This window comes from Dactylosporangium sp. NPDC049742, assembly GCF_040674675.1.
In the GTDB taxonomy this organism is placed as follows: domain Bacteria; phylum Actinomycetota; class Actinomycetes; order Mycobacteriales; family Micromonosporaceae; genus Dactylosporangium; species Dactylosporangium maewongense.
Genome location: NZ_JBFANF010000014.1, coordinates 191,684 through 213,620, shown reverse-complemented (window position 1 = coordinate 213,620; position 21,937 = coordinate 191,684). Strand labels below are relative to the sequence as shown.

Annotated in this window: 16 protein-coding genes; 4 read left to right on the top strand and 12 right to left on the bottom strand. The window is 71.0% G+C overall.

The genetic code is table 11. The features are described from left to right. Positions 1-114 precede the first annotated feature (114 nt). From AB0J72_RS20265 to AB0J72_RS20250, 4 genes are read right to left on the bottom strand one after another with little or no spacing between them, the layout of a single operon-like run. Positions 115-1,461 (bottom strand): DUF4407 domain-containing protein, encoded by a 1,347-nt coding sequence (locus AB0J72_RS20265; RefSeq protein ID WP_363400801.1) that lies wholly within the window; start codon positions 1,459-1,461, stop codon positions 115-117. After that, positions 1,454-2,911 (bottom strand): hypothetical protein, encoded by a 1,458-nt coding sequence (locus tag AB0J72_RS20260; protein WP_363400800.1) that lies wholly within the window; start codon positions 2,909-2,911, stop codon positions 1,454-1,456. Before AB0J72_RS20260 ends, AB0J72_RS20265 begins: the two co-directional genes overlap by 8 nt. Next, positions 2,908-5,223, bottom strand: a complete 2,316-nt coding sequence (locus tag AB0J72_RS20255) for a hypothetical protein (protein ID WP_363400798.1) — start codon at positions 5,221-5,223, stop codon at positions 2,908-2,910. Before AB0J72_RS20255 ends, AB0J72_RS20260 begins: the two co-directional genes overlap by 4 nt. A 7-nt stretch (positions 5,224-5,230) precedes the next feature. Continuing rightward, positions 5,231-5,818, bottom strand: a complete 588-nt coding sequence (locus tag AB0J72_RS20250) for a toll/interleukin-1 receptor domain-containing protein (protein WP_363400796.1) — start codon at positions 5,816-5,818, stop codon at positions 5,231-5,233. Positions 5,819-6,281: 463 nt separating this feature from the next. On the opposite strand from AB0J72_RS20250, the gene AB0J72_RS20245 reads away from it, so the two are divergent. Then, entirely contained in the window at positions 6,282-7,262 is a 981-nt protein-coding gene (locus AB0J72_RS20245; protein WP_363400794.1) for a hypothetical protein, read from the top strand. Between the two features lie 195 nt (positions 7,263-7,457). Here the strand turns inward: AB0J72_RS20245 and AB0J72_RS20240 are convergent, their stop codons facing one another. Further along, complete coding sequence (locus AB0J72_RS20240; protein WP_363400792.1) at positions 7,458-8,744, bottom strand: helix-turn-helix transcriptional regulator; 1,287 nt, start codon at positions 8,742-8,744, stop codon at positions 7,458-7,460. A 68-nt stretch (positions 8,745-8,812) separates the two neighbouring features. Between AB0J72_RS20240 and AB0J72_RS20235 the strand changes: the two genes are divergently transcribed. Beyond that, positions 8,813-9,232 carry a hypothetical protein gene (locus tag AB0J72_RS20235; RefSeq protein ID WP_363400790.1) on the top strand — a complete coding sequence of 140 codons (420 nt, stop codon included), beginning with the start codon at positions 8,813-8,815 and terminating at the stop codon, positions 9,230-9,232. A 14-nt stretch (positions 9,233-9,246) separates the two neighbouring features. On the opposite strand, the gene AB0J72_RS20230 is transcribed toward AB0J72_RS20235, so the two are convergent. The 3 genes from AB0J72_RS20230 to AB0J72_RS20220 all read right to left on the bottom strand — a co-directional run bounded on the left by AB0J72_RS20230 (position 9,247) and on the right by AB0J72_RS20220 (position 14,093). Continuing rightward, a complete protein-coding gene (locus AB0J72_RS20230; protein ID WP_363400788.1) occupies positions 9,247-9,681 on the bottom strand; it encodes an HIT family protein in 435 nt (144 codons plus the stop codon). Between the two features lie 271 nt (positions 9,682-9,952). After that, a complete protein-coding gene (locus AB0J72_RS20225; RefSeq protein WP_363400786.1) occupies positions 9,953-12,043 on the bottom strand; it encodes a sigma-70 family RNA polymerase sigma factor in 2,091 nt (696 codons plus the stop codon). Between the two features lie 175 nt (positions 12,044-12,218). Further along, positions 12,219-14,093, bottom strand: coding sequence for an adenylyl cyclase (locus tag AB0J72_RS20220; protein WP_363400784.1), 1,875 nt, complete (start codon positions 14,091-14,093; stop codon positions 12,219-12,221). A 496-nt stretch (positions 14,094-14,589) separates the two neighbouring features. On the opposite strand from AB0J72_RS20220, the gene AB0J72_RS20215 reads away from it, so the two are divergent. Beyond that, on the top strand, positions 14,590-15,216 hold the full coding sequence (locus AB0J72_RS20215) for an RICIN domain-containing protein (RefSeq protein ID WP_363400782.1): 627 nt from the start codon (positions 14,590-14,592) through the stop codon (positions 15,214-15,216). Between the two features lie 127 nt (positions 15,217-15,343). On the opposite strand, the gene lysS is transcribed toward AB0J72_RS20215, so the two are convergent. The 4 genes from lysS to AB0J72_RS20195 all read right to left on the bottom strand — a co-directional run bounded on the left by lysS (position 15,344) and on the right by AB0J72_RS20195 (position 19,475). Next, the gene (lysS, locus tag AB0J72_RS20210) at positions 15,344-17,035 is read right to left on the bottom strand and encodes a lysine--tRNA ligase (protein ID WP_363400780.1); all 1,692 of its coding nucleotides are present in this window, start codon (positions 17,033-17,035) and stop codon (positions 15,344-15,346) included. A 137-nt stretch (positions 17,036-17,172) separates the two neighbouring features. After that, positions 17,173-17,643, bottom strand: a complete 471-nt coding sequence (locus AB0J72_RS20205) for an STAS domain-containing protein (protein ID WP_363400778.1) — start codon at positions 17,641-17,643, stop codon at positions 17,173-17,175. A 228-nt stretch (positions 17,644-17,871) separates the two neighbouring features. Next, a complete protein-coding gene (locus tag AB0J72_RS20200) occupies positions 17,872-19,086 on the bottom strand; it encodes a DUF6596 domain-containing protein (protein ID WP_363400776.1) in 1,215 nt (404 codons plus the stop codon). Next, positions 19,083-19,475 carry a YciI family protein gene (locus tag AB0J72_RS20195; protein WP_344501237.1) on the bottom strand — a complete coding sequence of 131 codons (393 nt, stop codon included), beginning with the start codon at positions 19,473-19,475 and terminating at the stop codon, positions 19,083-19,085. The genes AB0J72_RS20200 and AB0J72_RS20195 overlap by 4 nt, the downstream gene beginning before the upstream one ends. Positions 19,476-19,851: 376 nt before the next feature. Between AB0J72_RS20195 and AB0J72_RS20190 the strand changes: the two genes are divergently transcribed. Beyond that, complete coding sequence (locus AB0J72_RS20190; RefSeq protein WP_363400774.1) at positions 19,852-21,930, top strand: fibronectin type III domain-containing protein; 2,079 nt, start codon at positions 19,852-19,854, stop codon at positions 21,928-21,930. Positions 21,931-21,937 lie beyond the last annotated feature (7 nt).

The window sequence follows — 21,937 nt, the reverse complement described above, 5'->3', positions numbered from 1 at the left end:
GCGGTCGCCCGCCTCGACCGGGCCGGGCCTGTCCCCGCCGTCGCCGCGCCGCGTCCTGCCGCGGCGGCTCCGCCCGTGGTGTCGGACCCAGCGCCCGACCACCCCCCTCCCCAGTTAGCTGTCTCCCCGCAGCCGGCGGGCCAGCTCCTCGATCTGCGCGTCAAGGGTGGCCTGGCGGTCCGCCTCGGCGTCGCGGCCCTGCTCCTCGATGCGCTCCCGCCGCACCCGGATCTTGTGCTCGGTCTCCTGGATCTGCACGTCGAGGTCCCCCAGCGCCTGGTCGCTGCGGCTCTTCAGCGTCTTGTGGTGGAGCTTGTCGCTGATGGTGAGCTGCCGGGACAGCAGACCGTCGTAGGTCGTCGGCCGGCTGAGCCGCTTGGCGATCACCGGCAGTGCGTCGAGGACCACCAGGAGCAGTCGCAGCAGCCAGGACTGGAGCTGCACGAACGTGTTCTGATCGGCGAGCTGGCTCAGCGCGCGCACCTGGTCGAGGAGGCCGGGCGTCTCCAGCTTCTCCTCCTTGGCGTCGACCTTCTCCTTGATCGCCTTGCTGGCGGCCTCGGCGTACCCCTGGCTCGCCGTGCTGATCTGGGCGTCGATGTCGGCGATCTTGGCGTTGACCGCGTTGAGCTCGCCCTGCCGCTGGGGCCGGTTGCTGGACGCGACGTACTCGGCCGTCTCGCGACGAAGCTGCTTGCAGTTCGGGCCCTCGCCCACACGTCCTGTCAGGCCCCGGCCCGGGGTGCCGTTGCATTCCAGGCGGGCGAGGTCCTCCCGGCGCTTGATCTCGGTGTCGATGTCGGCGATAGCGGCGTTGATCTTGGTTCGTTCGTCCTCCGCCGCCTTCTTGCTGTCCAGCAGTGGTCTCGGCGATCCGGGGACGTTCAGGATGTACTCCTTCGTGCAGCCGGACGCGTCCGCCGGCGGCTCACCGGACAGCGGGTTGCACCGTTTGAGGGTGCTCTCGTAGGTGTCCAGCAGCGTGGTGCGGTCCTTGCCGATCTGGGTGTGCACGTCCGAGCTGAACATCCACAGCAGCAACGGCTCGGCGACGACCAGCCCCATCAGAATCGAGATGGCGAGCCGGGCGAGGAACTTCCCGGTGCCCATCCCGCTGGAGCCGTGGGTATCGGTGATCAGCCACCGGTCGAACGTGAGGACGACGTATCCCCACAACAGCGCCGCCGGCACCAGCGCCGCGATCGGCACGTCGTGCGACCCGAGCAGGGCCAGCATCGACAGCGCCGCCATCAGCCCGGTGTTGAGCACGATCGCGCCGAGGCGGCTGTACCGGTGGCGCTCCTCCGGCACCCAGTCGAGGATCGTCTCGTCGACCCCCGCGATCTGGCGCAGCAGGTATCCGGGGCCGCGCCGGGTTGGTTTCGCCGGCCGGTACGGCTCGTGCTGCAGCTCGACGGTGTCCTCGTCGGCCTGCGAGCGGATCAGGACTGTCTCACTCATCCTCCTCACGCACCCCGCCACTCTCGAGCTGCTCCGCAACACGCTTGCCCACCGCGTCTTGATGCCGCTGTTCGACCTCCGCCTGCGGCATGCGCATGACCTCGGCGAACAGGCTGCCACCGCCGAGATCCGTGGTGTTGAAGTGACCCTGGGCGGCCATCTGCTTCAGAATCTCGAAGCGCATGCTGTTGAGCCGCTGCTGGTCCTCCCGGCCTGCCTGCTCCTCGCGGAGCTTGTCGTCCCGGTCGATCTGCTCCTTGCGCAGCTGGTCCTCGCGCTTCTCCTTCTCGCGGCGCAGGCGGTCGACCCGTGCCTGCACCTCCTCACGGTGTTTGAGCTCCGCCTCGCGGTCGCTGTCCTCGCGCTGCCAGCCGCGCTCGATGCGCCGCTCCTCGAGCTTCGCTGCCTGTAGCGCGAGCTTCTCGTCGCGCTCCTGCTGCGCCACGTGGACGGCCTGGTCGCGAAGGCTGTCGTCGATCGCCTTCAGCCCGACCGACAGGCCCTGCGCGTCGAGCTGGCCCGCGGCGTACGCGGCCAGCAAGGCCCGCTTCGGGTCGCCGTTGAGCATTTCCACGTTCCGGTCGAACTCGCTTCGGGCGACCGCGCCGCGCTGCTGCACCATGTCGAGCTCGTGTTCGACGTCCGCGGACGCCTTGCGCAGCCCGTGCGCGTGCGACCAGCCGTCGAGCTCCAGGTCCTGCGCGGCGGACGCGGACGCCTTGCGCAGGTCGTGCCGGTGCGACCTGCCGTCGAGGTCGATCTCGTGGTCCCGCCGGCCGCTCTCCATCGCCTGGTGGTGCGCCGCGGAGCCGGCGTCCTTCTGCTGCAGGTACTCCGCCTCCTGCTGGTCGAGCTTGTTCGCGAACGTCTTGCTGCGTACGTTGCCCTCGAAGTCGATGAGCTCCTTCGGGCTGCTCACCTCGACGTTGGCGAACCGGACCTGCATGCCCGACACCCGGGCCGGCACGTGCGTCAGGTAGGCCCGTACCTGCGCGCTGACCATCCGGCGCACCTCGTTGACCTCGGTCAGCTTGTACCCCAGGCCGAGTTCGAAGATCCGGTTGTGCGCCTTCAGATGCCCCTGCAGCGCCTCGGACGCGTTGACGCCGCCGCCCACCACCGCCACCGGATCGTCCACCGTGCAGCGGAAGGTCACCAGCACCTCGAAGTACGAGGCATCGGCCGAGGGGATGTCGATGCGCACCACGACGAGCGCGTCGCGCCGCATGTCCACGACGCTCACATTGGTGGCGTTGACGATCTGCTCGCCGGCCATCGACATCTGCCCGTCGTCGACGACGAGGTCGCCGGCCACGAGGTACACCAGCGACTGATGAGCGGCGGGGCGCGGAAGGTCGTCGAGTTTGCGGTTCTTCCTACCGAACCAGCGGGCCTTCTCCGCCGGGTCCAAGGACCGGCGCTCAAGAATCGGGTAGACGGCGGAACTCAACGAACACCTCCGGAATGGATCTTTCTCGTGATGGCCTCGATGCAGGCGACGAGCACCTCGGCGAGCGGCTCCTTGCGCCCCTTCCGGGCCCGCTCGTCGACCTGCATGAACGCGTCCTTGAACGTTCGGCGCTCGGCCTCGGGTAGCGCCTCGGCGAGGGCGGTGCCGAAATCGCGGGACGTTGCCAGGTAGTCCTCGTCGATGTCGCGCAGCGCGTGCAGCGCCAGCCGCAGCGCGAAGAACGCCTCCCAGCGCAGCGGGCGGAACGTCAGCACACCGGCCCAGATCCGGGCGATCATCGCCATCCGTCGCCGGTTGCCGGCCAGGGGCTCGGCGCCGGTCGCCGCGCGCCGCCGGTTGCGGGCCAGGTACTCGGCCACCGCCGGGCGGCCGGTGCGGATGCTGCTGGCGGACACGACCGACAGGGCCGCGGTCATCGTCAGCGTGCGCAGACGCATGAGCTGCACAGCAGGAACCGGGCCCTTGCGGTCGGCCGGTCCGGCGCCCGTGCCGAAGTCGGTCATCTTCTTGCCCAGCAGGTTGAGCACGGTCACCGGGTCGCCGTCCTCGTCGTCGCTCAGCGTGGCGAACAGCGCCGCCATCGACGCGCAGCCGATCACCCACAGGTCGGTGTCCCGGGTCATGAGCTGCCAGAGCCGGTTGACGGCGTCGGAGGGGAAGAACATCCCGAGCTCGCCGCCCAGCGCGAACGCCGCGGTCCACCGCTGGTCGCTGTCGCCGCTGCGGGCCCAGCGCACCGCGGTCTGCAGCGCGATGGACGCCAGCTCATCCCGGTGGCACATGAACCACAGCGCGTATGCCGCGGTGACCTGGCCCGGCCAGCCGGTCGTCGCGGCCGACCAGGGCTCCAGGTAGCACCGCTGCGTCTCGTTGACGCTGGAGCAGGCGAGCCAGGCCAGCCCGCTCGCCACCGCGGTGTGACTCTCCGCGAACCGGCTGACCGCCGCCTCGGTGAGCCACTCGCAAACCGAGTCCCAGAAGTGGTTCGTCTGCGTGCGCCAGAGCTCCGCGAGCACGTACCGGCGGTAGGCGTCGTCCTTGAATGCGACGATCTCGATCGGTGCGCCGTTCCACGTTTCGCTGCGCATCTGCAGCAGGCCAGTGCCGTGCAGCCGGGTCTCGCGCTCGCCGAACATGTCCGCGTCCCGCTTGCGCAGTTGCGCCTTGGCCCGCTTGCCGGAGACGCGGCCGGCCAGCACCTCGTGCAGATCGTCGAGCAGCACCTCGTACGTCCGTATGTCCGTGCCTTCGAGGAAGCACAGGGCAGCCGCGGCGACGACGTCCCGGTGGGCGGGCCGGCCGGCGAACCACTCGAGCACCTGGCGGCGGGCGCTCTCGTCGAGCTTCTTCAGCGCCTCCTCGACCGACAGATTGTCGTCGCGGATCAGGCGCGCGACTGCCGCCAGCTTCGCCGGCGCGGCGTCGTCGCCGAACGCGGCGAGCACGTCGTGCACGATCGTGTCGAGGTCCTCGCGCGGTCCCAGTTGCGCCCGGAGCACCGCCTCCGCCGACGGCAGGTCCCAGGCGATGTGCGGCACCGCGCTACTGGCCGTGCCACCCACGCACGAGTTGGTGATCACCAGGAACGCGCCGGCCCGCTCGATGTTCTCCTGCACGTTGGCCCAGGTGAACTCGAGGTCGACCCGCCGCTGCTCGTAGACGTGGTCGAGGATGAGATAGCCGAAGCCGCTGTCGTAGGCGCGCTCGGCCAGCTCGCGCAGCGAGAGCGTCGGCGACAGGACCACGAGCGGCTCTCGCGTGACCTCGCGCAGCAGGTTGATCGCGCCGGAGCGCCGGCCCGTCCCGGGGCGGCCTTCGACGACGACCACGTGGTGCGTGCGCAGCTTCGCCTGGGCCTCGACGAAGCAGGGCGGCGCCGCGTACCGACGGACGGTGGCCGCGGCGTGCTCGTCGCCGATCCGGCCGGTCACCTTGCGGTGGCCGCCCGAGCGGGGCCCGGCCCCTTCCCGAACTCCGAAAGTGGAGCCCGGTGCGGTGACGGCGCCGTTGAAGGTGTTGTACGTGAAGGCCACAGGACCGCGATAGAAGGTCCAGACGGCGTCGGTCACCTGGTTCGCGACGCCGGCCTCCTTCTTCGCCTTGTCCTCGTGCGGCGGCCTCTTCTCCGCCGTGGACTCCCCGCCCTGCTCGCCGGGCACCGGCTCCTCGGACTGCGCCCGGGGCTCTGCGGCGGCATCCGCCAGCGGGTCCGCGGTGTCGGCGACGTCAGGTCCGGCCTGGGCGGTGACGCCGGCGTCCGTTTCCTCGCCGGCGGTCGTCTCGATGGGCATGCGGCATCTACCGTCCGTTGTTGACGACGCCGAACACGGCGCCCTCGGCGTGAACGGTGCCCTCGAAGACGTTCGTCACCGTCGAGCTCGGCCTGCCCCCGGCGGCGGCCGTGCCGGTCTCCTCCCCGTTCGACGGCTCGTCGTCCAGCAGCGCGATGAGTTCATCGGCGAGCCGCTCGACCTCGTGCTCGGCGCCGCGGATGCGGACGCAGCGGTACTGGTGCGCCGGAAGCCCGCTCAGGTCCTCCGGCAGGTCCTCCGGCTTCGGCAGACTCGCCTTGCCGATCAGCACCGGCACCACCGGGATACCCCGCTGCAGGGCCTTGGCGATCTCGCGGCGGACGAAGTCGGCCGGGTCATCGATGCGGCGCCGGCCGTCGTCGTCCTTCTGCAGCCAGCGGCTGCCGATGACCGCCACGAAGACCTGGCACTGGTCGATAGCGGTCCAGATCCGCGACGAATATCGCTGGCCGGGCCGGATCGAGCTGTAGTCGCGGAAGACCCGGCCGCCGATGCGCTTGGCGAGCGCCTGGTCGATGAGCAGTGCGGCCAGCGGTTCGTCCGACGTTCGGTAGTTGACCACGATGTCGATCATTGGTGCACCTTCCGGTGGGCGTCCGGGCGCAGCGAAACAGCGCCGGCGGATATCGGTGCGGCGTGAGGGCTTTTCATTTTCTGGCGAACACCGTCAGGTCGCGGATCGCCGCGCACGGCGTTGCCGATTCAAGGATCCGGTGCTGTGGCACGGTATGGACCGCGTCGACAGCCTTGCAGTGGCAGTCCGATGCCAACAAGCGGTTTTCGGCGGGTCCTGCATTGCCGGACGGAAAATCAGGGTCTCGGGATGGGGGGTCCTACTCGTCGAACGACCACCGAACAGCGGACGGAAAGGTGGTAGTGGATCATATTTACGGATTTCCTCAGATGGATGAGACGTGCGACGCTTGGCTCCCCGTATGACCACGTCGGATCACATGTTGCACCGAATTGTGGACAACGAGTGGCCAATCTTCTGGCCAGTCGCTGGCCAGAACGCCGAAGCGGACAAGGAGTAGACCGTGCACGCCGACCTGCCCCAGCTGCTGAACGAGCTGTGCGCTTTGCGCAAGGGCCGCGCGACGCGGCATCCCAGCTTTCCCGCCAAGCTCGGTCACCAGCTGCGCGACCTGTGCGGCGTGACCGACTCCGACAGTGGCGCGGCGGCGCGGCTGAAGCTCGCCGAAACACTCGGTGCGCTGCTGCGCGACGAGGCGGACGACACGTGGCCAGCGGTCGCGGCCGCGCTCGCGTTGCATCCCGCGGCCGATCACCGCGACCTGGCCGCCCGTGAGCGTTGGCTGGCCGGTCAACTGCACTGCCATGAGCGCACCGCTCGGCGCCGGGTCGACCATGCGTTCCAGGTGCTTGCCCAGAAGGCCGCGGTCAGTGCGGTCGGCGACAGCTCCGATCGCGGCGTCGAGCGCTGGCAGGTCGCCTCGGTCCGGGCACTGCTGCGCCTCGACGGCCCCGCGCCCGAGATCACCGAACACCGCAGCATCGTCATGACCGGCGACGGCGTAGAGGAGATCTTCTGCCGGTTCACCGTGCCGCGCAGCACGTCGGACGGGGTGGCACACGATCTCAACCTGGAGCTCCTCTACGGCGGCAACATCCGAGAACGGGTGCAGCCCTCGCCCGAGCACTTCATCTACTTCATCCAACTGCCGCGCAGCTTCGACGCCGGCGCGACGCACGACTACGCGATCCGGCTCACCCTGCCGCCGGGTCAGCCGATGGTCCCGCACTATGTGATGCAGCCTCTGGTTCCCGTGCGAGCGCTCGACGTCAATGTAAGGTTCGACTCTGCTGCTGTTCCGCCGGTGGTTTCCCGGGTCGACGGTGTGCCGCCGAGAATGGTGGACGCCGAGCCGGCGGTGGAAAACGTTCTCGACGTCGATCGGTTCGGTGAAGTGCATCTCACGTTCCGAAATCTCCGGCAGGGATACGCGTACGGATTGGCGTGGTCGCATGGCCGGGGCGACCCCGGCCATGCGAGCTGACGTCAGCAGGCGAATGCGGCGAGCAGGGCGTGGACGAGGGCCACGATGATGCCGTGCGACTCCATGAGGAAACACCTCCTCGACCATTAGGTGTTTGGGATGCACCTACGGTCGAGCAGCAGTGGGCGGGCACAGAAGGAGTTGCCTTTCTCCCATCGGGTAGGCAACGGGAAACGCCTGCAGCCGGCGGTTTCGTCAAGCAATGCTGGCGGTATGCAGCACAGCGTTCAACCGCGGCAACAGCTCGCGTACGGCGGTCTTCAGGTGCTGCCTGCGCAGCGCCCGGCTCAGTCGGTCGAGGTCCGCCCGCACGGTGGCGGAGTCGACGTGGACGGCCGGGCCGAGCAGCGGCAGTACCGTCGCGCAGGCCTGCTCGACCTCGTCGGCATCGGCGTATGCCAGGGCCAGCCGGGCGCCGAACCGGACCCGTGTCCGCAGGGCGCCCGGCGGCACCTTGCCCAGCTCGCGCTCGAGCGTCTCCGCGGCGGCTTCCGGACGGCCGAGGTCGTACAGGCACCAGCCGCGGACCATCGCGACGGGATCGGTCAGGGTGGAGGTGCCGATGACCGGGGTGCCGTCCGGCGCGGCGGCGAGCGACAGGTGCTCCGCGGCGCGGTCGAGCGCGCGGTGGCACGCGCGCTCGTCGCCACCGAGCGCGTGACCTTGCGCCTCCCGCTGCACGGCAAGCCCGCGGATGCGGTGGTCGGCGGCGGCCTGTGCGCCGCGCCGGGCAAGGGCGACCGTCTCGACGGCATCATGGCGGTAGAGCGCCACGAGTGCTCGCCGCACGTCGGCGTATGCGGCGAACTGATCGTCGCCGGCGTCGAGGGCGAGTCGGGCGGCCCGAGCGGTCCACGTCAGCGCGCCGTGGTCGTCACCCGCCTCCTGCAGGCACCAGCCGGCGTACTCGGCGAACCGGGACGCCATGACCAGCACCGCCGGACGCTCGGCGGGGGTGACCCGGCCGGCCAGCGAGCGCAGCGTGGCCGCGTGTGCGAGCACGCCGGGGAGGACCACCGCCGGCGGCTGCCACTGGCCGAGTCTGCGCAGATCGCCGAGGATCACGCCGAACATCTCGACGGTGCCCTCGGGCAGCCGTCCGGCCCGGCCGGCATCGGGCACCGCCCAGCGGTTGACCTCCAGTTCGCTCGGTGTGCCGTCAGGTCCGACCGCCAGCCGGCCGTCGCCGTCGGTGAGGGTGAGCGTCCAGCGCTCGTCCCGGGTCCGTGCCGGCGCCGCGTCCGCGGGAGCCCGATCCGTCCGCGCCGGTACCGGCACGGCGAGGCGCAGCAGAGCACCGCCGGCGCGCAGCACCGCGTCGCACTGCCGGGCAAGCGCCTCCGACGGCGCCTTGTCGCCGTTCTCCACCTTGCTGAGGTGGCTCTTGCTGTAGTGGACGCGTCCGGCCAGGTCGCTCAGCGAGAGGTCAGAGTCGTGGCGAAGCCGGCGGAGTTCGGGTCCGAACCGTTGCTCAGCCTCCATCCGCACAGTATCGATGTCAGTTCGATGGGTGACAACCGCGCATCCGACAACCCGGAAGGATGATGACGATGACGGGCGCGTCCGAAACGTTGCACATCAAGCACCTGGAATTCCTGCAAGGCGTCATCGACCGCATGAGCACCATGTCGTTCCTGGTCAAGGGCTGGTTGGTGACCATGACCACCGCCTTGTTGGCCGTGTCAGCCGAGCGCGGGAGCTGGCTGGTGGGCGTGAGCGCGCTGCTGCCGCTCATCGCATTCTGGGGCGTCGACGGCTTCCTGCTTCGTCAGGAGCGGCTGTACCGGCGGCTCTACGACGCGGTCCGCCGCGCCGAGGACGACGTGGAGCCGCTGTCGATGAACGCGACACGGTACCGCTCGCGGATCCTCTGGCCGGCCGCGGTCGGCTCACCAACCCTGGTCGCATTCTATGGTGGTGTGGCCCTGGTCGACCTGGTCTTCGTCGTTCTGGCCGCCTTCGCCGCCTGAGCCGGGGCGCTTGGTCAGGAACCGGCCAGTTCGGCGCGGATCAGCGCTGCCACCTGCTCTCGTGAGGGTGCTTCCTGCGGCGGGTTGGTCGGCCAGATCGGGCCCATGCGGTCGTCCGACCAGCGCGGAATGACGTGCAGGTGCAGGTGGAAGACCGACTGGGTGGCGACGGCACCGGCCGAGCTGATGAGGTTCATCCCTTCGGGCCGAAGCGCCCGCCGGATCGCCGAGCCGACGACCGCGGCCGCCGCCGCCACCGGCGCCACCTCGGTGGGCCGGCCGTCCCAGAAGTCGCGGAGGTGATGCCGCGGGACTACGAGCGTGTGGCCGACGGCGGCCGGGCGGATGGGCGGGAACGCGATCGCGTGCTCGTCCTGGTAGATCACGATCGCCGGGGCGCGGCCCGAGACGATGTCGCAGAACACGCAATCGGTGGCGGCGACAGTCACTGCGCGAGCATAGAGGGGACCGCCGGGCGAGTCCGGCTCGGGCGGTGAGGTGTCCTTCACGTTGCCGATGGCGTGGCGCGCGCGGGTGTGACGGCGGGCTACGTGAGGGCCGGGATGGCGGCGTTCACCTCGACGACCTGGTGCGGGCGGCGGTTCGCGAACGCGGTCGCGGCGGGTCGACCCTGGCGGCGGCGCCGTGGAAGTGGTTGACGATGAGCGTCGAGAACGATCCGCTGCGGCTGAACCGGCGGGGCGGCCCGTGCGGGCCGGGTCAGTCGCCGCCGGACATGGAGGCGCCCATGCCGTTGCCGGTGGTCAGGAACGAGGTCGGGGGCAGGGAGCCGTCGGGCGAGCGGGGGGACTCGGCGGTGACCGGGTCCGTGGTGCGGAACATCGACCTCGTCCAGGTGCCCTCGTCCCAGGTGTTGCGGCTGGACTGCACGGCGGCGTTGGCGCGCACCGCGGTCTCGTTGTCGATCGAGACGGAGCTGCGCAGGGTCGCCGGGGCGTCGGTCACGGCGAAGCCGGTGGCGCCGTTGCGGAAGGCGGTGTTGTTGGTGAGCTGCAGGGCCGCGCGGTTGCCGCTGTCGGTGAAGCCGTGATGGACGTTGTCCCAGGCGGCGTTGTGCCGGAGCCGGTGGGCGGCCGCGGCGGGCGGGCTGCCGCCGCCGAGCGTGAAGCCGTTGCCGTTGCTCTGCCAGTCGCGCGCGCCCCAGCGGTTGACGCCGTTGCCGAAGGCCCAGTTGTACTCCAGCGTCACCGGGCTGCGGAAGTCGCCGAGGTCGAAGCCGTCGTCGGCGTTGTCGAAGGCGCGGCAGCCGCGGATGAGGTTGCCGTCGCCGTCGCCGAACTTCACGCCCAGGCCGATGCCGGTCTGGCCCTGGTCGGCGGGGTTGCGGTTGCGGTAGAAGTCGCTGTCCAGGACCTGGTTGCCGACGGTGCCGTCGTCGCGCAGGGTGAGGCCCGACTCCACGTTGTCGTGGACGGACAGGCGGCGGAAGACGTCGTGCTTGCAGGAGAGACAGACGTACGCGTGGCTGCGGGAGCCCTTGATCTCCAGGCCCTGCACGGTCCAGTAGTCCGCCCGCTGGGTGATCGCCCACTTGTCGGCGGGGATGCGCGAGGCGTCGATCACGGGTGCCTCGTCGCGGTAGTTGGTGAGCGTGATCCGCTGCTCGGCGGTGCCGCTGGTCGTGATGGTGACCGGGTCGGCGGGCCGGTAGGTGCCGCCCCGCAGCGTGATGGTCTGCCCTGGCCGTACCAGCGCGACCGCCGCCGAGAGCGTCGCCAGGGGGCGGTCGATCGAGCCGTCACCGGTGTCCGCGCCGGTCGGTGACACGAAGATCTCGCCGGTGGTGCGGGCCGGCGGGGCCGTGGAAGGAGCGGCCGGCGGCACCGGGGAGGTGGCCGAGGGTGCGGGTGCCTGCGGTGCGGACACGGCCGGCGTCTCGCGCCCGTCCGGCGTCTCGTACACCGCGTACGCGAAGCCGCCGCCCGCCACCACGGCCACGGTCGCGACCGCGGCCGCCTTGTGCTGGAACAGCTGCTGCAGTGAGCCGAGCAGGGACGTGCCGGGCAGCGCCGCCTTCGCGAACACGGCCGGCACGGCGACCGCGCCGATCCCGTGCAGCAGCCGCTCCGGCGGGATGAGCCCGTGCCGGTGGCCGCCGCAGCCGGTGCACTCGCGGACGTGCCGGGACAGCCGCTTGCGCCACAGCGGCCGGGCCACGCCGTTCCAGCCGTCGACGACGGTCTCGAGGCCATCGCAGCGCGGGCTCGTCGCGAGGGCCCGGACGATCGCTCGGGCCGTCTCGAGCTGCGCCTTCATGCGCTGCAGGCGGACGGCGGCGTGCGGCTGGCCGATGCCGAGCGCGGCCGCGAGCTCGGTGCGGGTCAGGTCGCCGGCCGCCTCGTGCCACCACAGCGCGAGCAGGTGCCGGTCGCCGTCGTCGAGCCAGCGGGTCGCCTCGACCAGCTCGCGGCGCTGCCCGGTGAGCACCAGCTCGGTGACGGTGCGCTCGGCGAAGTCACCGGCCGGGTCGGGCACCTCGGCGAGCGCCTCCTGCCGGCGCGGGAACCCCAGCCGGCGGGCCTTGCGCAGATGGAGCTGGATCTCGCGGTACGCGATGGCGACGACCCACGAGCGGAACCGCTCCGGCTCGCGCAGGCCGCGCAGGTTGCGCACGACCCGCTCCATCGTCTCCTGCACGAGGTCGTCGACGTCGGCGTGGCCGTTCAGGGCGCGGCCGATCACGTTGTACACCAGCGGCAGGTGCGCGGCGGTCAGCTCCTCCAGCGCCGCCCGGTCGCCGGCCTGGGCCGCCGCGACGAGCTCGGCCGTCCCGACGATGGTCTCGGCCACCGGGCCTCCCGCCTGCGATGTTAGCGCTCTCAACCGCCGCCGCATGGTTCCACGCCGCCCGGCGGGGTGTAAAGGGAGCGCCCTCGCGGCCAGCGGGGACGGGCGTAACTTTCAGAAAACACAGCGGTGGGCCCATCGCTGATCGCGATGAGCCCACCGTTGGTGGTGCGGGGTGTTACGCGACGGGGTAGTCCGCCAGGTAGATCGGCACGCCGATCATGGTGGTGTCGGCCGCGTTGCCCACGCCGTTGACGACGTGGTTGATGACGCCGGCGCTCAGGTTGACCGTCATGATGTGGTGCAGCTTGACGCCCGGGGTGTTCGGGGCCTCGAAGCCGTTCTCGGTCTGGATCGACGGGTTGTTCTGGTTGAAGACGTACACGCCCGCGCCGTACAGGTTGTGGGTCTTCACCTTGTTGTTGACCTTGTAACCGGCGTAGCCCTTGACGCTGCCGTTCATCCAGTCGGCCTGCGTCGGCGGGTCGTACGGCAGCTCGTTCTGGTACAGGATCGTGGTGCCGCGCTCGCCGTTCCAGACGGTGTTGTACTTCTGGAAGTGCTCGACGAAGAGGCCCGTCGCGGTCACGTTGTCGCCGTTGATGACGGCGCCGTAGCGGCCGGTGTTGGTGGCCCAGCGCTGGTTGTCGCCGTTGACGCCGCCGGTGAAGCCCTCGACGCCGTGGTCACCGCGCCACACCCAGGTGTGGTCGATGAGCACGTTGTCGCTGTTGACCTCGAGCGCGGTGTCGGTCTTGCCGATGTGCGGGCCGCCGACGCGGAAGTACACGTCGGACAGCGTGGTCGGGTTCTTCGGGTCGCTGAAGCCCCAGCCGTGCTCCTTGCCGACGCGCAGCAGGACCTTCGACTCCTTGAGGCCGGCGTCGATGGTGACGCCCGCGACGATGATGCCCGGGACGTCGGCGACGTCGAGCGGGGTGGCGCCGTTGACCGCGGTCAGCGTGGCGTGCCCGATGCCGAGGACCACCTGGTTGGGCCAGCGGACCTCGATGCTGCGGCCGACGTCGTACATGCCCGGGGTGAGCAGCAGGTTCTTGCCGGCGAGCAGGGCCAGGTTGATCTTGGCGATCGAGTCGCCCGGCTTGGCGACGTAGAAGTCCGACAGCGGGATGGTGCGGCCGGCCGTCTCACCGTTCGCCCAGGAGGTGCCGCTGGTGTTCTTCTGCGCCGACGGGACGCGGACGTTGTACTTGCCCTTGGCGTCGACGAAGAGGTACGGCTTCTCCCGGCTGATCGGGGTCTGCGCGATGGTGGTGTACGGCGGGTTCGGGAACGCCGAGTCGTCCGGGGCGCCGACGACGCCCGAGAAGACCTGGTTCCACACACCGTTGGACCAGTTGTCGACCTGGCTGTTGCGGGTCAGCCACTGCTGCTGCGAGCCGTTGACGATCGTCCCGGCCTTGGAGTCGGCGATGAAGCCGCCGCTGGCGTACTGCGGGCCGGCGGTGCAGTAGTCCATCAGCGACAGGTTGCCGCCGGTGACGTTCAGGCGCCGCAGCGAGACGGCCTGCGACACGGCCCAGAAGTTGGCCGAGCCGCGGCAGCCGTCCTGGCCCTTGCCGTTGACGTTGATCGACAGGTTGGACAGCGTGCGCCAGAAGTTGACCAGCGCGAGGCAGTTGCTGGTGCCGCCGTTCTCGAGGCAGCGGTTGTACACCTCGACCTTGCCGTTGATGACGACGTCGCCCGGGTTGGCGCCCAGGCCGGCGATCTCGGTGTAGTAGCCGACCTTGAACTGCAGCGGCTGGTCGGCCGTGCCGTACGTGCCGGGCTTGAAGTAGTAGGCGTACCGAGCGGTACCCATCTCGTTGTCGACCTGCTTGGCGTAGGTCGCGTCCAGCTTCGCCTGGATCTCGCTGACCGGCGTGCTCGGGTCGAACACGGTGACGTTGGGGCCCAGGTCCTGCGACCCGCCGTTCAACCCGGGCGGGGTCGCGCCGGCCGCTGTCCCCATCGAGGCGGTGGCGGTCGTCAGCGCCAGGCTGAGCACGAACGCCCTGCCGACGTTGCGACGGCTCGACCACCGCCTCACGGAATGCTCGGACTGGATCGTCATACGGGTGCGTCCTCTCGATCGTGCGGGCGGGTGAGGTACACGGTGGATGGGGTGTGGGAGGAGCCGGCGGCGCATCGGCGTCCGCGTGTGAGAGCGCTCTCTCCAGCGTGTTGTTTCTACCGTGTAAATCCGCCGTGCGCTACGTCCGCGCGCCCTCGATTTCCACGAAACCGCTCGGCGGCCACAGGAAATGCGGACGTTCCGTGCGATCCATCCGGGCTGCGGCGATTTGTGAAAGCGCTCCAACGACAGGGTGAGACGGAGGGTGATTCTGCTGTTTCACCCGGTCCGGCCGGGATCGGTCACCGCTGATGGCCACTACCGTCGTGCTATGTCTCCGGTGCTGGTCCGCCCATACGTGAGAGCCCTCGAGCAGCAACAGATTCCGCCCGCGGCACACCCCAACAACGCGCCCGCGGTGACTCGCCCCGAATCGCCGGAATACCGGCCACGGCATTCCTGGGTGGCCCTCGTGAATCCGGCACCGACGGCGTCGCCGGGCGCTCGGCCGGCGCACCGCCGGGCGGGGCGGCACTACCCCGCGTTCGCCTGGACGGTGCTGATCGTGACGACCGCGACGACCGCCCTGGCGCTGTCGGCCGGCGACCGGCCCGCGACGCCCGCCCCCTCCGCGGACTATGCCTCGTCGTCCGGCCGGCTGCAGATGGCCGTCCTCCCGCCGCCGGTGGAGGCGGGCCTCGGGTCCGCGCCGGCCGCCGGGTCCGGTACTGGGCCCGGTGCCGAGTCCGGTGTCGCCCCCGCGGCCGTCTCCGCCGCCGCGTCGGGGCCGCTGGTCGGGTCCGCCGGGCTCTGCCTGGACGCGTCGGTGCGGCTGCGCCGCTGCTCCGGCGCCGCGGCGCAGACCTGGACGCTCGTCGCCGACGGCACGCTGCGCACGGCGGGCCGCTGCCTGGACGCCTCGCTGCGGCTGGGCGCCTGCTCCGGGACCGTCGCGCAGCAGTGGGACGCGGTCCGGGGCGCGCTGGTCACCCGCTCCTCGAAGCAGTGCCTGACGGAGTGGGGCGGCAGGCCGTACATCACCCGCTGCGCCGGCACGAGGCAGCAGCGCTGGCAGGTGCCGCCGACTCCGGCACGGTGAACCCTTCCACCGGCGCGATCGCCTCCCGCCGCGGCAGGGAGCGCTCGGTTCGCGGGTCGGCCAGCCCAGGAGCCCGCCGCGCCGGTGTCATGGTGGCCCGCCGGGGTTCCGGCGGGCCACCGCCATCTCAGGACAGCAGCGCCCGGACGCGGTCGGCGCCGACGGCGAGCAGCAGGGTGGGCAGGCGCGGCCCGGTGTCGCGGCCGACCAGCAGGTGGTACAGGAGCGCGAAGAAGCTGCGCTGGGCCACCTTCAGCTCGGCGGTCGGCTTGGTGTCCAGCGGGAGGCCGGCCATCACCTTCGGCACGCCGTAGAGCAGGGTGGTCAGGCCGTCGAGCGACCAGTGGTCGTCGAGCCCGGCCAGCAGCAGGCGCAGCGACTCGCGCTGCTCGGCGGTCAGCGAGTCGAGCAGCGCCTTGTCGGGCTCGTCGAGCACCTTGGTCCGCGACTCGGCCGGCACCTGGGTGTTCACCCAGTGCTGCGCCCGGTCGAGCCTCGGCCGGACCTCGTCCAGCGACGTGATCGGCTGCTCCGCGTCGAGGTCGCGCAGGATCCGCAGGGTCTGCTCGGCCTGCCCGGTGGTGATGTCGACGATGGAGGCGAGCGTCCGGTACGGCACCGTGCGCGGTGTCCGGGGCAGCTCCAGCGTCGCCGTCCGGGAGGCCCGCAGGTAGGCGGAGCGGTCGGCGGGGACCGCGGTGCCGGCCGTGTAGCGCTTCTCCAGCGAATCCCACTCGTCGTAGATGCGCTGGATCTCCTGGTCGAACGCGACCTGGAACGACTGGTTGGGGCGGCGCCGCGCGTACAGCCACCGCAGCAGCGGCGCCTCCATGATCTGCAGCGCGTCGGCGGGCGTCGGCACCGCGCCGCGGGAGCTGCTCATCTTCGCCATGCCGCTGATGCCGACGAACGCGTACATCGGCCCGATCGGCTGCTCGCCGCCGAACACCTCGGTGACGATCTGCCCGCCGACCTGGAACGACGAGCCCGGCGACGAGTGGTCGACCCCCGACGGCTCGAAGATCACTCCCTCGTAGGCCCAGCGCATCGGCCAGTCGACCTTCCACACCAGCTTGCCGCGGTTGAACTCCGACAGCAGCACGGTCTCGGTGAACCCGCAGACGCACGTGTAGGTCAGCTCGGTGGTGTCGTCGTCGTAGGACACGACGGTGGTGAGGTCGGTGCCGCAGTTGCCGCAGAACGGCTTGTACGGGTAGTAGCCGGTCGCGGCGGTCCCGTCGTCCTCGCTCGCGGCGCCGGAGCCCTCCGCCGCCTCGGCCTCGTCCTCGCTCGCGGCAGCCGCGGCGGGCTTCTTCGTCCGGTACCGCGCCAGGACCGCGTCGATCCGGGCGCGCTCGCGCATGGCGAGCAGGATCTGCTCGCGGTAGGCGCCGGACGTGTACATCTCCGTCTGGCTGATCCCCCGGTACTCCACCCCGAGCTCGGCCAGCGACGCGATCATGGCGGCCTTGAAGTGCTCCGCCCAGTTCGGGTGCTCGCTGCCCGCCGGCGCCGGCACGGCACTCAGCGGCTTGCCGATGTGCTGCGCCCACGAGGGGTCGATCCCCGCGGGCACCTTCCGGAAGCGGTCGTAGTCGTCCCACGAGATGATGTGGACCACGTCGTGCCCGCGCCGGCGGATCTCGTCCGCGACCAGGTGCGGGGTCATCACCTCGCGGAGGTTGCCGAGGTGGACGGGGCCGGACGGGCTGAGCCCGGACGCGCAGACCACCGGCTTGCCCGGGGCGCGTCGCTGCGACGCCGCGATCACCTCGTCCGCGAACCGGTCGACCCAGTCGTTGTCTGTCTCACTCGCCACGATCGCCACTCTTCCGTCGGCAGCTGCATGGAAGAGGCCCCCCACCAGCGGCGGGGGGCCTCTTCATCGACCCTGCCCAAGCCTACTGTCCGGCGGTGCGGCCGCGCACATCCGTTTACCCCGGCCACGGGAGACGCTCAGGTCACCTCCGCCGCGCCGACCACCCCGGCCACCCCGGCCGGCTCCGCCGCGATGGCCGTCTCGATCCGGTACGCCGCCGGCACCGAGGTGCCCTGCGCGGTCATCGACAGCCCGAACGACTCGAGCATGCCCGCGATGTACAGGATGCGCTCGGCCATCGGCGCCGGGTTGCGCAGCACCATCCGCCCGCCCCGGCTCTCCACGTGGCGGCGGCAGGCCATGAGGCAGCGCAGCCCCTGGGAGCCGAGGAACCGCACCCCGGCGATGTCGACGACGACGAGCTCCGGGGCCGGGTCCGGCAGCGTGTCCGCCATGACGGTGAGCAGCTCCCGCGCCGTCGGGCCTTCCAGGACGCCGGTGAGGATCAGTGCGTGCTGCGCGTGGTCGCCGGCCGCCGCGTCGACCTGAACCTGTAGGAACTCCCGCCCTCCTGCACCGGGCCGCAGACCGGAATGCCTCGAATCCACAGGAATGCCCCCCATGCAGTGGCGATCGTTCCGACACTACCGGCAAATCGGTCCGGCGGCCGGACGTGTCACCCGATGGCCTGCCCGCCGGCCGTCCCCGGACGGCGGCACGATCACCTCGCCGCCGGCCTGCGCATCGCCCACGACGACCACGGCACCACCGTCACCGCGACCTACGCGCCGACCACCCCGACCCGGCCTCCTGAGCCGGGCCGGCCAGGGCGACCCTCAGCGGGCCAGCTTGCGGTTGAGGTAGCGCTGCTCCGGCAGGCTCGCCGTGAGACGGGCGGCGATCCGGTACTGCTCGACCGCGCCGTCCGGGTCGGCGCTGAGGTCGAGCAGGTGGCCGCGCACCGCGTACAGCCGGTGATGACGCTGCATGGCGGGGTCGTCCAGCAGCGGCTCGAGCATGGCCAGGCCGGCCGCGGGTCCGTGCGCCATGGCGACGGCGACGGCGTGGTTCAGGGTGACGGCCGGGCCGGGCGCGACCTTGCTGAGCATGTCGTAGAGCACGCTGATCTGCAGCCAGTCGGTCTCCTCGTAGGTCGCGGCCTCGGCGTGGACGGCGGCGATCGCGGCCTGCAGCTGGAAGCGGCCCACGTGCCCGCGGGGCAGGGTGCGCTCCAGCAGCTCGACGCCCTCGGTGATCAGGTCGTGCCGCCAGCGGAGCCGGTCCTGCTCGGCGAGCGGCACGAGGTCGCCGGCGGCGTCGACCCGGGCGGCGGACCTGGCGTGCGTGAGCAGCATGAGGGCCAGCGCGCCGGCGACCTCGGCGTGGTCGGGCAGCGCGGCGTGCAGCTGCCGGACGAGCCGGATCGCCTCCTCGGCGAGCTGCACGTCGAGCAGCGCCTCGCCCGACGTCCGCGCGTATCCCTCGGTGAAGACCAGGTGGCACACGTCGATGACCGCGGCGACCCGGTCGGGCAGCTCCTCCGGCGACGGCATGACGAACCGCGCACCGGCCTGGCGCAGCGCGATCCGCGCACGGCTGAGGCGCTGCGTCATCGTGCGGGCCGGCACGAGGTACGCGGCCGCGATCTGCTCCACGCCCAGGCCGGCCACCGAGCGCAGGCAGAGCGCGACCTGCGACGGCCGGGTCAGCGCCGGATGGCAGCAGAGGAAGAACAGCCGCAGCGTGTCGTCGCTGTCCTCGGTCGTCGCCTCCTCCGTCGTGGCCGGGCGCTGGGCCGCGTCCAGCGTCTCGCGCCGGGTCCGGGCCGAGTCCGCCCGGGCCCGGTCGATCAGGCGCCGGGAGGCCACGGTGATCAGCCAGGCCCGCGGCGAGTCGGGCACCCCGTCGACGGGCCACCGGGCGGCGGCCACCTCGGCGGCGTCCTGCAGCGCCTCCTCGCAGTCGCCGAGGTCGCCGTACTTGCGCAGCAACGCCCCGAGGACGTGCGGCGCCTCATGGCGCCACACGTCACCGAGCACCGGACCGGTCATTGGTCGTCGCCGCCGGGCCACATCATCGGGCGCAGCTCCACCGTCTCGTCCGGGCCGGAGAACCGGGCGGCGACCGCCTCGGCCCGCGCCTGGCTGTCGACGTCGATCAGGAAGAAGCCGGCGAGGTGCTCCTTCGCCTCCGAGTACGGCCCGTCGCTGGCGAGGGGCTCGCCGTCGCGCCACCGGTAGAGCCGGGCGTTCGCCGGGTCGCCGAGCGCCTCGCCGCCGAGCAGCTCGCCGTTGGCCTGCAGCTCGGTCATCACCTGCTCGAACTCGGCGTTCAGCCGCTTGCGGACCTCGCCGGGCAGTGCCTGGTGGGCCGCGAGGTAGTCGCTGGTCGGGTGCCCCCACGGCTGCGGATTCGAGTGGATCAGGATGACGTACTTCATCGGGGTCTCCTCGCGGTGCGCGACGGCCGTTCCGTCGCTCGCCTGGTACGTCGGAGCGCCGCCTTCGATGTCTACATCCTCCACGGAAGTTTTTTCGGGCGTCGCGCCGATCGCGGCAGTTGAGCTGAACGTGGTCACTAGCACACGAAGAGTGCTGGCCACCTGTCAAAGAGCCTTATTACCTAATTTGCTCCGGAAAGTACAACACCGCCCTACATTGCTAGGAGATGGCGCGTCGGCACCGTAGCTGGCGCCTCGCAACGGGGGGTTGGACGCAATGATTCAAGTGAGCAAACCGCGCGACCGCCGGGCAGGGCCCAGACGCGGCCTGCTCGGCTCGGCGGTTGTTCTGACGGTGGCGACAGGCTCCCTGTTGGTGGCCCAGCAGCCCGCCTCGGCGGCGGTCCTTGCCAGCGTCACCGGCGTGTCCGCGCTGGGTCCCAACGAGACGCTGATCGTCACGGTGACCCCGGATGAGCCGAACGCCACGGACGTCAACACAAGCCCTGCCTACATCGTCAACGCGGACGGCCCGGACGCCGGCTCGTCGCCCGACCAGTCCTGCCAGGTCGCCGCGAAGGCCGGCGGTCCCTGCACGCTGACGGGGCTGATCGCCGGCACGACGTACACGATCACCGTCGACCCGCAGGGCGCCACGCTCATCGCCGACGCCACCGCGACCGGTGTGATGACGCCCGTGCTGGCCCCGCCCGCCATCGGGACCCCGGTCGCCACGGGCAAGACCGGTGAGGTCAACGTGGTGTGGACCGGCGCGGCGAACGCCCTGTCCACCGTCGCCAACTACACCGCGACCGCCTACCTCGGTGGCGTCTCGACGGGCAAGACCTGCACCAGCGCGACCAACGCGCTGAGCAACAGCTGCAAGATCACCGGCCTGACCGACGGCACGGAGTACACCTTCAAGGTCGTGACGAACGGCGCCAACTCGGTCCCGGACTCCGCGGCCAGTAGCGCCAGCGTCGGTGCCACGCCGGGTGTCGGCCCCGAGGCGCCGGTCGACGTGGTCGCCGCCACCACCACTGCGGGCGTGCCCACCGTGTCGTGGGGTGCCTCGCCGACGGCGGGCGTCACCTACACGGTCGACGCGTACAAAGAGGGCGTCGCCATTCCCGGCATCACGTGCCCCGTCGTCGCCGGATCGATGGCGGTGACCTGTGGTGGCACCGCGGTCGCGCCGGGCTTCTCGTACGAGTTCAAGGTGACCGCCGCCAAGGACGGGCTCAGCTCGGACCCCGCGGCCTCCGGCCCCATCTACATCCTGGGCACGGTGAACGACCCCACTGACGTCACCGTGACCGGTGGCGACGGCGAGGCGACGCTGAGCTGGGTCGCGCCCGCGTCCGGCACCGTCGCCAAGTACCGGGCCGCCGCGATCACCGGTGGCGGCGTCGTCAAGTACTGCATCACCGACCAGCTGACCTGCAAGATCACCGGTCTGACGAACGCGACCGTGTACAACACGGGCGTCATGTCCATCAACGCCAACGGCACGGCATCGGTCGGCGTCGCCTCCACGCCCGCGACGGTCACCCCCGCCGTGGTGCCGAAGCCGGCCCCGCCGGTCGTCACTCCGCCGGCCGACGACGACGTCTCCGCCACCTCGGCGACGATCGCCTGGACCGCGGCCGCTCCCGTCGGTGGTGCCACTGTCGTGTACTACGTCGCGACCGCCACCCCGTCCGAGCCCGCCCAGGCCAGCTCCGGCGCCCTGAGCTGCACCGCGGTCGCCCCGGCCGTCACCTGCACGATCAACGGCCTGGCGGCCGGCACCGCGTACGACGTCACCGTCGTCGCCTACGCCAGCCCGACGGCGTACAGCACCGCGGCCTCCACCACGATCACCACCAAGGCCGCCGCGCCCGGCACCACCGGTGCCATGAGCGGCCCGATCATCGCCAACAGCGACGGCCTGCAGCAGATGTTCGCCCGTGGCGGCGACAACATGCTCTACTCCAGCGTCCAGGCCGCCGACGGCACCTGGGGCGCGTGGACCGACCTCGGCGGCCTGATCTTCAGCGACCCGGTCGCGGTCAAGAACGCCAACGGCCGGATCACGGTCTTCGCCATCGGCGGCGACCACGCGATCTGGTACCGGCTGCAGAGCGGCGACGGCTCGTTCGCCTGGTGGGTCCGCCTCGGCAACTGGATGTACGCGAACGACATCGAGACCGCGCAGAACGCCGACGGCACCATCGCGGTGTTCATCCGGGGCACCGACGGCAACCTGTACTCGAACACCGAGACCGACGCCGCCGACCCGAGCCAGTGGAGCGGCTGGACCAACCTCAGCGGCCTGATCTTCAGCAACCCGACCGCCTTCACGCGGGCCGACGGGATCATGGAGGTCTTCGCCGTCGGTGGTGACGGCAAAGTCTGGCACCGAGTCCAGTCCGCGCCGAACTCCGGCACCTGGGACTGGTGGACCCACGTCTAGGACGCGG

Bases quoted from the DNA above. Each gene is read 5' to 3' on its own strand.
- AB0J72_RS20255 (WP_363400798.1), bottom strand. From the start codon at position 5,223: ATGCCCATCGAGACGACCGCCGGCGAGGAAACGGACGCCGGCGTCACC.
- AB0J72_RS20195 (WP_344501237.1), bottom strand. From the start codon at position 19,475: ATGAAGTACGTCATCCTGATCCACTCGAATCCGCAGCCGTGGGGGCAC.
- AB0J72_RS20240 (WP_363400792.1), bottom strand. From the start codon at position 8,744: ATGGAGGCTGAGCAACGGTTCGGACCCGAACTCCGCCGGCTTCGCCAC.
- AB0J72_RS20200 (WP_363400776.1), bottom strand. From the start codon at position 19,086: ATGACCGGTCCGGTGCTCGGTGACGTGTGGCGCCATGAGGCGCCGCAC.
- AB0J72_RS20265 (WP_363400801.1), bottom strand. From the start codon at position 1,461: ATGAGTGAGACAGTCCTGATCCGCTCGCAGGCCGACGAGGACACCGTC.
- AB0J72_RS20235 (WP_363400790.1), top strand. From the start codon at position 8,813: ATGACGGGCGCGTCCGAAACGTTGCACATCAAGCACCTGGAATTCCTG.
- AB0J72_RS20250 (WP_363400796.1), bottom strand. From the start codon at position 5,818: ATGATCGACATCGTGGTCAACTACCGAACGTCGGACGAACCGCTGGCC.